Consider the following 14,923-nt stretch of genomic DNA (forward strand, 5'->3'; position numbering starts at 1 on the left):
CGGCGAGTACCCGCTTCTTGTAATCGTCTGCGCTGCTGCTGTAGTCGTCTAGGTAAATTCTCCGTTGAGATTCTGCGCCGAGGAACTCGCTGTGATTGACGCCGGATCCTTCGAGCCAGGCGCGTGCTGCGGTACTGAATTCTACGGTCGAGTTGACTGCGGCAACGCTTCCAGGCTCTCCGACTATCTCCTGGTAGTCCACCAGTCGCCCCTCTTTAATCCATGATTCGGGCAGCGAAAGGGCCGCTGGGGTGCATTGGCGAAAAAAGTGAACATCCCGGTATCGCGGCACCGATTTGGTCGCCTGTTGTCCGAACGTCGATCTTGTCGATCTCCTGTGCGACCGTGTCGACTGTCGTTGCCAACTTCTTCAGTTGGTCGATGTCGGCCTGCGGCATCCGTCCCCCCACGCACGGTTGTCGCCCCAGCGGGCGTTGTTGAGCGGATTCTATAGCTGGAACGTACTGCGGGTGTGTCGGGCACCGGAGATCGTGGCGCTCATCGGGCGGCTCCCTCGATCGGTTCGGTGCGGGTGGTGAGGTTGTGGCCCCAGACGGTGTGGGCGTCGTGGTCGTAGCCGAGTTCGGTGATCGCGCCGGTGGACATGGCGAAGCGGCGGCCCTCGGTGACGGCGAACTCGGCCCAGCGGGCGATCAGGACGCGGGAGAAGTGGCCGTGGCCGACCAGTACGACATCGCGGTCGGCCAGGATCGGTTCGACCCGGGCCAGGATCCGGTCGGCCCGGGCGCCCACCTGCTCGGCGTTCTCGCCGCCGGGGACGGGGGCGGTCCATACCGTCCAGCCGGGCACGGTCTCGCGGATCTGGACGGTGGTCAGGCCCTCGTAGTCGCCGTAGTCCCACTCGGCGAGGTCGTCGTCGATCGCGGCGTGGGTCAGCCCGGCCAGTTCGGCGGTCTGCCTGGCGCGCAGGCGGGGGCTGGTGAAGACCAGCGGATCGCGCAGGTCGAGTGATTTCAGCACCAGTCCGGCCGAGCGCGCCTGGGCTTCACCGAGTGGGGTCAGCGGCAGATCGGTGTGGCTGGTGTGCCGTCGCTGACTGGACCAGGTGGTTTCACCGTGGCGCAGCAGGACCAACCGGGCGTCGGGAGTGGACATGGGTCCATCATGGCAGGCGCCGTCGCGGCGGCATCCTCAGCCGAGGGCGTAGAGCTGGCCGCCGCGGCGTTCGAAGACCGTCGTGCCCAGGACCGCGGTGGAGATGGTGTCGCCCTGGTAGTCGGTGCGTTGCAGCGGGATCCGGGCGACGGTCTCGCCGTTGGCGGTGTCCACCGCGATCAGCCCGTCGGCCACCGGCACCAGCAGTCTGCCCGCCATCAGCGCGGGCGTGCCGAGCGCGTCGCGGACCGTCCAGACCGGTTGTAAGGTGTTCGCGCTCAACGCGATCAGGCTGTCGCCGGTGAAGACGTAGATCGCCGAACCGAGCCGGGTCACGGTGGTCGTGCGCGGGTTCCACGGCGCGGCCAGCTGATGCACCGCGATCTCGTTGCCGGTGCCGTCGTGCACGGCGATCCGGGCGGGCAGGCCGAGACCGGTCGCCGTCGCCGGGGTGGCCGGGTAGTAGACGGCGGTCTTGTTGTCCGACACCGCGAGCACGCGCAGTTCGGGGGAGTCCGCGCCGGGCGCGGTGAGCACCCGCGAGCCGTACTCCTCGGGGTTGGTCGATTCCTTCGGCGCCGGGTTGAGGACGGTCAGCCGGGCGGTCATGTCGGCGGGGCAGCGCTCCAGCACCGACAGCCGCGCGGAACTCGACGCGGCGGAGGTCAGCGCGCACCCGCTGCGCGGCTGGGTGTTCGGGTTCACCGGGGCGTCTACGTAGCCGAATTCGAGGGTGCGTACCAGGTCCGACCGCCACATCTCCAGCCGGTCGGGGCCGAGAGCGAGCAGATAGGTGCCGTCGCCGGTGACCCGGATGTCGTCGTCCATGTAGCTGCTGCGCGCGACCTTGCGCGCGCCGGTGTCGGACTCGAGCATCGCGGTCTGGCTGCAGCCGCGCTGATCGCGGTAGGTGGCGATGACGGTGCCGAACTGGGATTCCACCGCGCACAGCGGCATGTCGCGGCGATACCACCACAGCTGCTCGCCGGTGACCGGGTCGCGGCCGCTCACGGTGCCGTCGTCGCCGGTCACCACCACATTGCCGGAGGTCAGGGCTCGGCGGCCGGCGGTATCGGCCGCGTGCCACACCTCGCCGAGCGTCGCGGGTAGTTGCGTCGCCGCGGTCACCGTCGGCGCGGGCGAGGCCGCGGTGACCGAATCGGTCCCGGTGGCGTCGGCTCGCGCCCACACCACGATCGCCGCCACCACAAGGATGACGGCGATCGCCGCTGCGGCAAAGATATCGGCGCGCGTCCGCCGCTCGGGTGCGAGCACACAGGCGAGTGTATTTGGCGCGCCGTGGCACCCGGACCCGCGGCCCCTGGTGGCCCGCCCGCGCGCGCGGCGCTGTCGTCCGCGCGCGGACGCCTGACCAGGACCGGCGGGTTCGCGGGCTGTCCCCCGCGCCCGAGGTGGGGCAGCGGGCGCTCGGCGTGGCGCCTTCGTCGTGGGAGACCTGTCACCCGGCGAGGTCGACCAGCTGGCCGCTGTCGTCAGGCGCCGAGGTCAGCGGGCTGTCGGGCGTCGGGCCGACCGGGGTGGCAGACGCGACCGCCCCCAGCCCGAGGCGGGCAGGGGGCGGTCGGTGGATGGTTCCGCGTCAGGCGTCGACGGTCACCGGGCTGTCGGCCGCGGCGGACTCGGCCGGCTTGCGCCGGCGACGGCGCCGAGCGGGCTTGGCCTCGGCGGGGGCGTCGTCGTCGGCGGCGGGCTCGGCGGCCGCGTCGCCGGACACAGTCGGAGCGGACACGGCCGGAGCGGACTCGGTCGCGTCGGCACCCGGCTCGGTGGCGGCCGCCTCGCCCGACTCGGCGGGCTTGCGGCGGCGACGCCTGCGGCGGGCCGGTTTGTCGCCCTCGGTGGCGTCGTCGACCGGGGCCGCCGTCTCGTCGGTGCTCGCGTCGGCTTGCGTCGGCTCGGTGGCCGTGGCATCGGCCTTGCCGCCCCTGGTGCGGCGGCGGGAGCGGGTCGACTTGGGACGCTCGGCGCGCTCCTCGACGACGTCGCCCTCCTCGCGGACCGGCTTCGGCTTGCGGACGACGCCGGTGACGCCCTCCGGGATGCCGAGATCGGCGTAGAGGTGCGGCGAGCGGGAGTAGGTCTCGGCCGGCTCGGGGATGCCCAGGCCCAGCGCCTTGTCGATCGACGCCCAGCGGTGCAGCTCGTCCCAGTCGATCAGGGTGATCGCGACACCGGTGCGGCCCGCGCGGCCGGTGCGGCCGATCCGGTGCACGTAGGTCTTCTCGTCCTCGGGGCACTGGTAGTTGATGACGTGGGTGACGTCGTCGATGTCGATGCCGCGCGCGGCGACGTCGGTGGCCACGAGCACGTCGATGCTGCCCTTGCGGAACTTGGTCAGTGCCTTCTCACGGGCGATCTGGCCCAGGTCGCCGTGCACCGCGCCGACCGCGAAACCGCGCTCGGCCAGATCGTCGGCGACCTTCTGCGCGGTGCGCTTGGTGCGGGTGAAGATCATCGTGGCGCCGCGGCTCTCGGCCTGCAGCACGCGCGCGACCAGCTCGCTCTTGTCCAGCGCGTGCGCGCGGTAGACGAACTGCGCGGTGCGGTCGTGCACGGCGGAATCGTTGGCCAGCTCGGCGCGGATGTGCGTCGGCCTGGTCAGGAACGTGCGGGCCAGGGTGATGATCGGGCCGGGCATGGTGGCCGAGAACAGCATCGTCTGACGCTTGTCGGGCACCATCGACAGGATGCGCTCGATATCGGGCAGGAAGCCCAGGTCGAGCATCTCGTCGGCCTCGTCCAGGACCAGCACGCCGATCTTGCCGAGGATCAGGTGGTTCTGGTTCGCCAGATCCAGCAGGCGGCCGGGGGTGCCGACGACCACGTCCACGCCCTCGCGCAGCGCGGCGATCTGGGTGTCGTACGGGCGGCCACCGTAGATGGCGGCGACCTTCAGCGAACCCTGGTGGTTGGTCAGGTACTTGCTCGCGTTCTCCAGGTCCTTGGTGACCTGGATGCACAGCTCGCGCGTCGGCACGATGACCAGGGCGCGCGGGGTGCCGTCGAGCGGGGTGGTGCCGGTGTCGGCGGTGGCGATGCGGTGCAGCAGCGGGACGCCGAAACCGAAGGTCTTGCCCATGCCGGTGCGGGCCTGACCGATGAGGTCCTCGCCGGCCAGCGCCAGCGGCAGGGTCAGTTCCTGAATCGCGAAGGTGCGTTCGATCCCGATCTCGCCGAGCGCGCGGACGATTTCCTCCCGCACGCCCAATTCGGCGAAACTCGGCGGGATGTGGGTGTTGTCCAGTTCGGCCGTCAGGAGAGTGTCGGTCAAACCGGGTTCCTGTTCGACAGTGATCTTGCTCAGGGTTCGTGCCTTCCTCGTCATTGCATCTCGCACGCACGAGGTGGGGCGGGCCGGTCGGCCCGCGACGACCACATATCCGCCTGTGATACTCACCGGGCCTGCACCGATCGCTAGCGCGTCGTCGGTGCGGCACATCGGTGATGCGGATTCGGTGCGCGCACATTTTCCATGGACATCGCCGCCGTCCGCCCGCGCTGACCGCCGGTGGAGCGCAGCGCCCGCGAGAGCGGGAGTGTCGCGCCCGCAGGGTCTGCCGGGGCGAGGAAACTAGCGTTGTCCACGGTGATTGTAGCGTGATATTGTTCGCAACCCGAATTTCGGCTCGTCGCAGCGCGGGGTGAATACCGGCGCGCCGTCACATTCCGGTGGTCCCGCGGTGTGTCACAGCACAATTCGGCGGCGCGGAATTCGCGCGTGTCCGGCGCGTGTAACAGAACTCACTTGGTACCGCCGGTACCGGGTGTGAGACATTCTTGGGCGTGAGCATCACCGAGACCGTCACCACCGCCGCGCGCAACGCGTGGGCGCTGAGCTTCGGCGCGGGCATCGAAGCGCCGGACCCGGCGCCCTCGACCGTGCTGTGGGACGAGCCGCACCGTCTGCTGCGCCGCTACGATTCCGAATCGTCTTCGGCCACAACGGATTCCGCGGTACTGCTGGTGCCACCGCTGGCCGCGCCCGCGACCTGCTTCGACCTGCGCCCGGACCAGAGCCTGGCGCGGCACCTGGTCTCGACCGGCCGCTCCACCTACCTCGTCGACTACGGCGACATCTCCTTCGCCGATCGCCGGATGGGCTTCGAGGACTGGGTCACCGACATCCTGCCCGAGGCGATCCTGCGCACCAGCGCCGATCGCGGCGGCGCCCCCGTCGACCTGGTCGGCTGGTCCATCGGCGGCGTCTTCGCCCTGCTCACCGCGGCCGCGAACCCGGAACTGCCGATCCGCTCGGTGACCGGCGTCGGCTCGCCGCTGGACTACAACAAGATGCTCGGGATGCCGCAGCTGCGCGCGGTCGCGAGCATCACCGGCGGCCAGGCCACCACCGCGCTGGTGCGGGCGGCGGGTGGCATTCCCGCGCCGCTGGTCAAGATCGGCTACCGGCTCGCGGCCATCGACCGTGAGCTGGCCCGGCCGCTGTTCCTCGCGAACAACATCACCCGCACCGAGACGCTGGCCAAGATGGAATCCATCGACCGGTTCCAGGCCGCCATGCCCGGCTACCCCGGCCGCTTCTACGGTCAGATCTGGGGCCGGTTCATCCTGGCCAACGACATCGGCCGGGGCAGGCTCCAACTGCGCGACCGCGTCATCGAGCTCGCCGACGTGCGGGTGCCGGTGCTGCTGGTCGGCGGCACCGCCGACGTGATCACGCCCAAGGCCGCCGTCGAGGCGGGCCTGCGCACCCTCACCGGATCGCCCTCGGTCACCTACGAGGTTGCGCCGGGCAGTCATCTCGGCATCCTCGCCGGGCCCGACGCCCGTCACACCACCTGGACCTACCTCGACAAGTTCCTGGCGGAGCGCGACTGATCATCGATCGGGACTAAGGTTGACAGTCATGGGAGCACAGACCTCTGCCGCGTCGGATGTTGTCTCGACCGAACCGCTCGCCGCGGATCACCCGGGGGTGACCGAGCTGTTCGCGGTCGTCGCCTACGGTGAGATCTCCGCGTTCTACCGGCTGGCCGAAGAGGCCAAGCTGGCGCCGTCGCTGCGCGGCCGGGTGGCCGTGGCCAAGATGGCCGCCGCCGAGCTGGCGCACTTCGAGACCCTGGAGGCGGCCCTGGCCGCGCGGGGCGCCGACCCCGAGGCCTCGATGGCGCAGTACCAGGGCGCGCTGGACTCCTACCACGCCTCCACCGACCCCTCGACCTGGCTCGAGTCGATGGTCAAGTTCTACGTGGGCGACGGCCTGGCCGCCGACTTCTACACCGAGATCGTCGGCGTGCTCCCCGCCGAGGTCGCCGACGTGGTGCGCGAGGTGCTCGCCGAGACCGGCCACTCCCAGTTCGTCGTCGACGAGGTGCGCAGCGCGGTGGCGGCCAGCCGCTCCGAGCGCGACCGCCTCACCCTCTGGGGCCGCAGGCTGCTCGGCGAGGCGATCACCCAGGCGCAGTACGTGATGGCCCAGCGCGACGAGCTGGCCGAACTGGTGCTGGCCGCGACCGGCGACCTCAACGGCATCGCCACCCTGTTCGACCGCATGCAGGAGCGCCACGCCGCCCGCATGGCCGAACTCGGCTTGTAGGACCTACTCGCCGACCGCGTGCCCGGGCACCAGGCGCAGCTCCGGCGCACGGGTCGCGGCCTCCCTCGGCAACCAGACGACGACCTGCTGATCGCGTTCGGCGGCCAGGGTCTGCACCGTGAAGGTGACGGTGCCGCGGACCGGATGCTCGAAACCGAGCAGGGTGGGAACGTCCTCGGCCAGCCGGTGCGGTTGCCAGCGCCGGGCGAATTCCGGCTCGGCGCACAGGTGGGCGATGATCCCGGCGACCCGGTCGTCCTCGGGACGGCGCAGCCGGGTCCGGGCCAGCTGGTCGGCCAGATGATCGGCGAGCCGGGCCCAGTCGGTCACCGTGACACGGGCCTGCGCGTGCCGGAAGGTCCAGACGGCCAGGTTCACCTGGTCGGGATCGTCGAGCAGGCCGATCGGGCCGACCAGATCGGCCCACGCGTTGTTCCAGGCCAGCACGTTCGCCCGCGGGCCGAGCACGAACGCGGGCGTCGGCGTCATCGCGTCGACGACGCCGCGCAGCGCGGCGGGCACCTGATCGAGTTCCGGATCGAACGCCGTGCTCGGGCAGCGGGCTTCGGCGCTGCTGGTCAGCGCCAGCCAGCCGAAGTGCGCGCGCTCGGTGTCGTTGAAGCGCAGCGCGGTGGCCAGCGCGTCGACGACGGCCATCGACGGATTGCTGTCACGCCCCTGCTCGAGCCGGGCCAGGTAGTCGGCGCTGACGCCGGCCAGCACCGCGACCTCCTCGCGGCGCAGGCCGGGGGTGCGTCGCCTGCCGCCGCCGGGCAGACCGACCTCCTCGGGCCGCAACTCGGCCCGGCGCGCGACCAGAAGTTCCGCGAACGCCGAGCGGGCGCCGTGCCGCTCTGTCATGTCTTCGCCTGCCATGTCTCGATGGTGCCCGGTCCCCGCTCCCGCAGCCACGCCCTGCGGGGTCCAGGATAAGCGCGGTCTGGTTAGCGGACCACGGTCCGGTGAGGGTGGAGGCATGACTTCCTCGACACAGACCCAGCAGCTGAAGACCGGATCGTGGGCGCTGGACACCCACCACTCCTCGGTCTCGTTCACGGTGCGCCACCTCGGCATCGCCAAGGTGCGCGGCGGCTTCACCCGCTTCGAGACCGAGTTCGTGGTCGACGAGACCGGCGCGGCCACCATCGGCGCCACCATCGCCCTCGACTCGTTCGACACCGGCAACGCCGACCGCGACGCCCACATCCGCGCCGCCGACTTCCTCGACGTCGCCAACCGCCCGACCCTCACCTTCCGCGCCACCGGACCGGTGCGCGTCGCCGAGTCCTTCACCGTCGCGGGCGAGGCCACCCTGGGCACTGTCACCCAGCCGGTCACCCTCGACGTCGAGTGGGGCGGCGTCGCCGACTTCCCCGACGGCACCCGCCACGCCGGCTTCTCCGCCGCCGGCACGATCAAGCGCACCGACTTCGGCGTCGGCGTCCCGATGCCGGGCATGCTGTCCGACACCGTGAAGATCGAGCTCGAGATCGAACTGGTCGAGCCCGCCTGACCCCGTTCGCTCAGAGCGCAGGCGGGCATGACACCGGCGTCGCCCGCCTGCATTAGCCTGGAGTCGACAACACAGGACTCTTACGTTCGGAGGTTTGGCCGTGGAGGTCAAGATCGGTATTTCGGATAGCCCGCGCGAGCTCATCATCAACAGCGCGCAGAGCCCTGACGAGATCGAGGCGCTGGTCTCCGAAGCGCTGAGCGGCGCGAGCGGTGTGGTGTCGCTGACCGACGAGAAGGGCCGCAAGTTCCTGATCCAGTCGGCCAAGGTCGCCTACGTCGAGATCGGCTCGCCCGCCACCGGCCGCGTCGGCTTCGCCACGGTCTGAAGGTCCTGACACCGAAAAGCCCCGCACCGGATTCCGGTGCGGGGCTTTTCGTCTGGTCTGGGCCGGTGCGCTCAGCCGATCGGGTGCAGGGGGACGTGCTTAAGGCCGCCCCAGGCCAGCGCCACGGTGGTGTCGACCGCTTCGTCCTTGGGGATCGGGCGGTCGGCCTCGAGCCAGTAGCGCGCGGTGAACTGGCTGGCGCCGACCAGACCGACGGCCAGGATGCGGGCCCGGTAGGGGTCCAGGCCGGAGTCGTGGGCGACGAGGTCGAAGACCGCGTCCACACACGCCTCGGTGGCCTGCTCGACCCGGCGCTGCACCTGCGGTTCGCTGGTCAGATCGGATTCGAAGACGAGGCGGAAGCCCTGCATCTCGTTGTCGACGAAATCGAAGTACGCGGCGACCGCGGCGCGCACGCGCTGTTTGTTGTCGGTGGTGGAGCGCAGCGCCTGGCGCACGCTCGACACCAGGATGTCGACATAGTTCTGCAGCACCGCCAGATACAGCTCCAGCTTGCTCGCGAAGTGCTGGTAGAGCACCGGCTTGCTGACGCCGGCCACCTGCGAGATCTCGTCCATGCCCGCGGCGTGGTAGCCACGCTGGACGAACACTTCGCTGGCGGCGAGCAGCAGTTGCTGGCGTCGCTCGTCACGGGGCAGCCGGGTGCCGCGCTTTGCCGGGACCGTTTCCGGCACCGATCGGCGCGAGGTCATGCGGTCCACGAGGTCTGTCATCTCGGCTCTCTTTGTCGTTTACCCCGGCCCAGGGGTGCGGTCCGGTGTCCCACGAACGATACCCGCACGGTGTTCCCATCAAGTTTCGCCCTGGAAATGTAGTACCAGTCCCCAGGGTTCGCCGGGCCGTAACCGCGTGATCTCCTGCGGCCGCCGCGAGGTCGCGCTTGCGCACTGTGAGAATCTGGTGGGGTGACCGACCGACCGGAACGACCATCCGGCGGCGGGCGCGATGTCGCTCGCCCCACGCAACCCACCGAGTCCGGTTCCGTGACGTCGGCGCCAGAAGGGCGAGAACTGCAGGTCTACGACCCGCTCGGGCTCTACCAGCCCGCCGACAAGTCGCGGCAGCCGCTGCGCGCCCACTGGAACCCCACCGACGCCGACACCGGCCGACCGCGCAGCCCGCAGCGGGAGGCCAAGAAGCAGAGCGCGATCGGCCGATTCGTGCGCCGCTACGGCTGGCGCGCCTACGCGCTGCCGGTATTGCTGGCCGTCACCGTGTTCGTCGTCGTCGACGCGATGCGCGCGAGCCCGATGCCCGCCGCGACCGAGCCCGGTTTCGGCGCGCTGAGCCCGAAGATCGCCCAGTCCGGCATCATCGGCGCCCCGCCCGGTGACGGGAAGTTCCCCGCCGATCTGCCGCTGGGCGCGCTGCCCGAGGGCGGCGAGTACGTCGACCGCGCGGCGGGCACCTGGCACGTGGTGCCCGGCACCAGCCCGCAGGTGGGCGCGGGCACCGAGCGTGTGTTCCGCTACACCGTCGAGGTCGAGGACGGCATCGACACCGCGCCCTTCGGCGGCGACGCCGCCGTGGCCAAGATGGTGGAGACCACCCTGGCCAACCCCAAGAGCTGGACCCACGACCCGCGCTTCGGTTTCCAGCGCGTCGACACCGGCGAACCCGATTTCCGGCTCTCGCTGACCTCCCGCGAGAGCACCCGCGCCGCGTGCGGATTCGAGATCCCGATCGACTCGTCCTGCTACAACGCCGACATCGACCGCGTGGTGCTCTCGGAGGTGCGCTGGGTGCGCGGCGCGCTCGCCTTCGACGGCGACATCGGCTCCTACCGGCAGTACCAGATCAACCACGAGGTCGGCCACGCCATCGGCTACCACGGGCACCAGCCCTGCGAGACCGACGGCGGCCTGGCGCCGATCATGATGCAGCAGACCTTCGGCACCAAGAACAACGACATCGCCCTGCTCGACCCGCACGGCGTGGTCCCCGCCGACGGCAAGACCTGCCGCTTCAACCCCTGGCCGTACCCGAGAGGGTGACGGTCGCGGTGATGCGCGACCATGGACGGGAAGAACCCCGCGGCAGGCGACGTTGTCACCAATGCCAACCCGTACGGTTTTCGGCCGCCTCGCCGTCGAGGGGCGAGGCGTAACGGCGTAGCCGGAGCCTCGCCCCTCGACGGCGAGGTCACGAGGCCGAAAACCCGCGGCGCCAGCCGCCAACAAGCACAGGAGCTCTGACGTGTCATTCAACGGGTCCCTGCCGCCGCTCGTCGAGCCGGCCGCGGAACTGACCAAGGACGAGGTCGCTCGCTACAGCAGGCACCTGATCATCCCCGATCTGGGCGTCGACGGTCAGAAGCGCCTGAAGAACGCCAAGGTGCTCGTGATCGGTGCGGGTGGTCTGGGTTCACCCGCCCTGCTGTATCTGGCCGCGGCCGGTGTCGGCACCCTCGGCATCGTCGAGTTCGACGAGGTCGACATGTCGAACCTGCAGCGCCAGATCATCCACGGCGAGTCCGATATCGGCCGTTCGAAGGCCGACAGCGCCCGCGATTCCATCCGGGAGATCAACTCCGGGATCGACGTGCGGCTGCACAAGATCCGCCTGGAACCGGACAACGCGGTCGAGCTGTTCCGCGAGTACGACCTGATCGTGGACGGCACCGACAACTTCGCCACCCGCTACCTGGTCAACGACGCCGCCGTCCTCGCGGGCAAGCCCTATGTGTGGGGCTCGATCTACCGCTTCGAGGGCCAGGTCTCGGTGTTCTGGGAGGACGCTCCCGACGGCCGTGGCATCAACTACCGCGACCTGTACCCGGAGGCCCCGCCGCCGGGCATGGTCCCCTCCTGCGCCGAGGGCGGCGTGCTGGGCGTGCTGTGCGCCTCGATCGGTTCGGTGATGGTGACCGAGGCGATCAAGTTGATCACCGGCATCGGTGAGACGCTGCTCGGCCGGCTGATGGTCTACGACGCACTGGACATGAACTACCGCACCATCAAGCTGCGCCGCGATCCGGAGCGTCAGCCGATCACCGGGCTGATCGATTACGAGGCGTTCTGTGGTGTGGTCTCGGAGGAGGGCATGGCCGCCGCGGCCGGGTCCACGATCACCGCCGCCGAGCTGAAGGATCTGCTCGACGCGGACAAGGTCGAGTTGATCGACGTCCGCGAGCCGGTGGAGTGGGACATCGTCCACATCGACGGCGCGACGTTGATTCCCAAGGACCGCATCCTGTCCGGCGAGGCGCTGGCCGAGTTGCCGCAGAACAAGCCGATCGTGTTGCACTGCAAGACCGGTATCCGTTCGGCGGAAGCCTTGGCGGCGCTCAAGCTGGCCGGTTTCGCCGACGCCACGCATCTGCAGGGCGGCGTCGTCGCCTGGGCCAAGCAGGTCGATCCCTCGCTGCCGGTGTACTGATCCGGTAACCACGCTGTTGCCGACCTCGCCGAAGATTGCGGCGAGGTCGCAAAGTGGAGTGTGCCAGCGTGCCTTCGGGCTCGGGCGGTAGCCGCGGGGTTACGGTACGGCCGTGACCTCAGTCGAACCTCCCGAGCATGTGCGGGCCACATTCGGGCTTCGCGAAGTGACACCGGTCTCCCTCGGTGACTGGGACGGTGGCTGGCGGCTGGGTGACGTGGTGCTGAGTCCGGTCGCCGATCACGCGCGGGCCGCGTGGTCGGCGAAGGTGCGCGAGACGCTCGCGGTCGACGGTCTGCGGGTGGCGCGCCCGGTGCGCGCCACCGATGGCCGGTACGTGGTCTCCGGCTGGCGGGCCGACACTTTCGTCGACGGCGCGCCGGAACCGCGCCACGACGAGGTGGTCTCGGTGTCGCTGCGGTTGCACAAGGCGACAGCGCAATTGGAACGCCCGCGTTTCCTGGTGCAGCCGCCGGTCGCGCCCTGGGTGGACGTCGATGTCTTCGTCGCCGCCGACCGGGCCGCCTGGGAATCGGTGCCGCTGCGCAGTCTGCGCGCGGGCGGCGTCCCGATCGCCGCGACCCCCGACGGGCAGCGCAGCCTGGAATTGATCGGCCAGCTGGCCACCCTGCGCAAGCCGGTGCGCAGCCCCGATCAGCTGGTGCACGGCGACCTCTTCGGCACCGTCCTGTTCGCCGGCGCGCACACGCCCGGCCTCACCGACATCACGCCGTACTGGCGCCCGGCCACCTGGGCGGCCGGCGTGGTCGTCGTGGATGCCCTGGCCTGGGGCGGTGGCGACGACGGACTGCTCGACCGCTGGGCCAGTCTGCCGGAATGGCCGCAGATGTTGTTGCGCGCCTTGATCTTCCGGCTCGCGGTACACGCCTTGCATCCGCGCTCGACCCCGGAGGCCTTTCCCGGTCTGGCCCGCACGGCGGACATGGTCCGATTGGCACTGTAAGGGCGAATTGCGCCGATAGTGACCGATGGGTCGGATGTGATTTCAAATCCGTTGAGACCCAACGTTTCCTGGGATATCCCGTGCTATCTTCATCGAGCATCGCCGCCATGTGTCCTGCGCCGGACCGGGGGACCCGTGCGGCCCGTCACGAGCGGTGAGGATTGCTGCGGGTGAGAATCCAGCCCAGACAACAGATTCTGGATATTTGGAGCGCCATGCTCTCGGCCTGCTATCGGGACGAGAAATGGCATTGGGACGGTGTCCTCGGCGCCAATTCGATCAGTGATTCCGAACAGTTGCTGTGCCTGCTGTATCCAGCCACCGAGATCGAGAGCTTCGCGCTGGACCGTCCCGAGGCGATGTCCGACGACGTCAGGGTCGTCCTCGAGGCGTTCGGCGGCCAGGCCAGGATCGGGATCACCGTGCTCGGCCTGGTCGAGGAGTACCTGGCGCGCAACACCGCGCCCGACGGCCTGCCCCGGTTCGACGCGGGCAGCTACCTGCGCACCACCGGTGACACCGAGCCGTCGCCCGCCCAGCACGCGCTCGAGGTGGTCGACGGCTACTCCATGTCGGTGACGCTGTGCATCGCGGCGCTGGGCTTCGCGCGCGTGTTCGACCGCTGGGCGCGCACCGAGCGGCGCAAGGACATCAGCGCCAGGATCGCCGAGCTCAGTACCGGTTTGAGCACCCGGCTGACCGCCGCCATGACCGGCCTGGTGCGCAGTTTCGTGGTCAACACGGCCTCGCCGCGCTCGCCGGCCGGCAAAGTGATGCTGGGCATGCTCAACCAGTCGGGGCAGCCGGAGAAGGTCGTCGTCGACGCCGTCGCCCGCAGCCTCGATCGTGTGCGCGCCCGGCTGCGCAACGACGTCACGCTGGGCCGGGCACCGGAATCCGAACTCGACGACGAGGATCTGCTGTTCGAGTGCGGCTGGAGCTGGGGTGTGGTGCAGGGCGCCGACCCGGTCGACTTCGTCCCGGACGCGATCGGTTCCAGCGTCGGCTACGCCGACCCCAGGCCCTACCTCTACTTCACCATCACCGCCCTCGACGGCATCAACGACGTGCTCTCCCAGCGCACCCGGGAACTCGACCTGCTCGACGACACCCAGTACCGCCTGGCCGAGGCGCTGCGCATCCGCTGGGACATCACCCAGCGCTACTGGGCGACCGTCGCGCGATTCGGTAGCGGCACCTGGCCGCTGGAAGACATCCCGTGGCGCACCTCCGACGGCGAGGAATCCGACTACTTCTCCCTGCTCGTCTCCGCGGTGCTGATCCAGGAACTGGTGGCCCGCACCGCCTCCGACGACGACCTGACCCGCGCGATCGGCATCTTCGACGAGCTGGCCCGCCGCGGCCGCATCATCCGCAGGCCCACCCAGGACGACCCGTCACTGGCCCTGCACCATCCCGGCGTCCGAATGACACTGCGCGGCAGCGAACTCGTCGACGGCGGCGGTTCCCGGCTGGAGTGGATCGCCTCGGACTTCGCGCCGGTGCTGCTCAAGCGCAGCCTGCAGGCGGCCCGGCTGTCGGGCAACATCACCGCGCGCGATCGCCTGATGGAACTCGCCAAGAAGGTGATGGACCACCTGGACCTGCGGATGATCACCGAGGGTGACGCCGCGGGCCTGTGGGACGATCCCGGCGCGGCCTTCGGCGCCGCGGCCCAGCCGGGCCAGACCCTGCCGTCCTGGTACATGACCGAGCGCGTGATCGAATGCCTGGTCACCGCCGACCGCACCTACCGGGAGGCGCCGTTGCGCTCACCGGCCATGGTGGTGCGCGCGGTCGAACTGCTCAACGAGGCCGAGCACCTGCTCAACCAGGAGATGCTCAATGTCAGCGTCGAGGACACCTCGGCCAACCGCATCGCGCTCGACGGTGTCGAGCAGCAGCTGGCCCGGGCCAGAGACGTGGTGAATCTGCAACCGGGAACGGCGTTCACGCTCGCCTCGGCGGCCCTGATCGAACTCGACCGGCTCGCCTACGCTCGTCTCGACGCGATGAGGAGCACGTGAT

General features: G+C 69.9%; 13 protein-coding genes. 8 read left to right on the plus strand and 5 right to left on the minus strand.

The window, feature by feature from the left end; all coding sequences use genetic code 11:
• Window positions 1-498 precede the first annotated feature (498 nt).
• The 3 genes from ACIO52_RS05930 to ACIO52_RS05940 all read right to left on the minus strand — a co-directional run bounded on the left by ACIO52_RS05930 (window position 499) and on the right by ACIO52_RS05940 (window position 4,462).
• A complete protein-coding gene (locus tag ACIO52_RS05930) occupies window positions 499-1,116 on the minus strand; it encodes an acid phosphatase (RefSeq protein ID WP_218718678.1) in 618 nt (205 codons plus the stop codon).
• A gap of 36 nt (window positions 1,117-1,152) precedes the next feature.
• A complete protein-coding gene (locus ACIO52_RS05935) occupies window positions 1,153-2,391 on the minus strand; it encodes a hypothetical protein (RefSeq protein WP_342801546.1) in 1,239 nt (412 codons plus the stop codon).
• Between the two features lie 325 nt (window positions 2,392-2,716).
• Window positions 2,717-4,462, minus strand: coding sequence for a DEAD/DEAH box helicase (locus ACIO52_RS05940; protein WP_402641994.1), 1,746 nt, complete (start codon window positions 4,460-4,462; stop codon window positions 2,717-2,719).
• Between the two features lie 458 nt (window positions 4,463-4,920).
• Between ACIO52_RS05940 and ACIO52_RS05945 the strand changes: the two genes are divergently transcribed.
• Together ACIO52_RS05945 and ACIO52_RS05950 are read left to right on the plus strand one after the other, a co-directional pair.
• Window positions 4,921-5,973 (plus strand): alpha/beta fold hydrolase, encoded by a 1,053-nt coding sequence (locus tag ACIO52_RS05945; protein ID WP_218718040.1) that lies wholly within the window; start codon window positions 4,921-4,923, stop codon window positions 5,971-5,973.
• 28 nt (window positions 5,974-6,001) lie between these two features.
• Window positions 6,002-6,691 carry a ferritin-like fold-containing protein gene (locus ACIO52_RS05950; protein ID WP_218718039.1) on the plus strand — a complete coding sequence of 230 codons (690 nt, stop codon included), beginning with the start codon at window positions 6,002-6,004 and terminating at the stop codon, window positions 6,689-6,691.
• Between the two features lie 3 nt (window positions 6,692-6,694).
• Here the strand turns inward: ACIO52_RS05950 and ACIO52_RS05955 are convergent, their stop codons facing one another.
• Window positions 6,695-7,567 carry a helix-turn-helix transcriptional regulator gene (locus ACIO52_RS05955; protein ID WP_402641998.1) on the minus strand — a complete coding sequence of 291 codons (873 nt, stop codon included), beginning with the start codon at window positions 7,565-7,567 and terminating at the stop codon, window positions 6,695-6,697.
• A 100-nt stretch (window positions 7,568-7,667) separates the two neighbouring features.
• Here ACIO52_RS05955 and ACIO52_RS05960 point away from each other — a divergent pair, with 100 nt between their 5' ends.
• Window positions 7,668-8,204 (plus strand): YceI family protein, encoded by a 537-nt coding sequence (locus ACIO52_RS05960; RefSeq protein ID WP_218718038.1) that lies wholly within the window; start codon window positions 7,668-7,670, stop codon window positions 8,202-8,204.
• Window positions 8,205-8,304: 100 nt separating this feature from the next.
• Entirely contained in the window at window positions 8,305-8,532 is a 228-nt protein-coding gene (locus ACIO52_RS05965) for a DUF3107 domain-containing protein (protein WP_218718037.1), read from the plus strand.
• A gap of 71 nt (window positions 8,533-8,603) precedes the next feature.
• Here ACIO52_RS05965 and ACIO52_RS05970 read toward each other — a convergent pair whose 3' ends face one another.
• Window positions 8,604-9,266 (minus strand): TetR/AcrR family transcriptional regulator, encoded by a 663-nt coding sequence (locus tag ACIO52_RS05970; protein ID WP_019048689.1) that lies wholly within the window; start codon window positions 9,264-9,266, stop codon window positions 8,604-8,606.
• 297 nt (window positions 9,267-9,563) lie between these two features.
• Here ACIO52_RS05970 and ACIO52_RS05975 point away from each other — a divergent pair, with 297 nt between their 5' ends.
• From ACIO52_RS05975 to ACIO52_RS05990, 4 genes are all read left to right on the plus strand, one after another.
• Window positions 9,564-10,547 (plus strand): DUF3152 domain-containing protein, encoded by a 984-nt coding sequence (locus tag ACIO52_RS05975; RefSeq protein WP_255587600.1) that lies wholly within the window; start codon window positions 9,564-9,566, stop codon window positions 10,545-10,547.
• A gap of 202 nt (window positions 10,548-10,749) precedes the next feature.
• Window positions 10,750-11,931: an adenylyltransferase/sulfurtransferase MoeZ gene (gene moeZ / locus ACIO52_RS05980; protein ID WP_218718035.1), complete on the plus strand. Its 1,182-nt coding sequence runs from the start codon at window positions 10,750-10,752 to the stop codon at window positions 11,929-11,931.
• Between the two features lie 112 nt (window positions 11,932-12,043).
• Window positions 12,044-12,895 (plus strand): TIGR02569 family protein, encoded by an 852-nt coding sequence (locus ACIO52_RS05985; protein WP_218718034.1) that lies wholly within the window; start codon window positions 12,044-12,046, stop codon window positions 12,893-12,895.
• Window positions 12,896-13,065: 170 nt separating this feature from the next.
• Window positions 13,066-14,922: an SCO2524 family protein gene (locus ACIO52_RS05990; protein ID WP_308248450.1), complete on the plus strand. Its 1,857-nt coding sequence runs from the start codon at window positions 13,066-13,068 to the stop codon at window positions 14,920-14,922.
• The last annotated feature ends 1 nt before the right edge of the window (window position 14,923 follow it).

The sequence above is a fragment of the Nocardia sp. NPDC087230 genome, assembly GCF_044744725.1.
Taxonomy (GTDB): Bacteria; Actinomycetota; Actinomycetes; order Mycobacteriales; family Mycobacteriaceae; genus Nocardia; species Nocardia canadensis.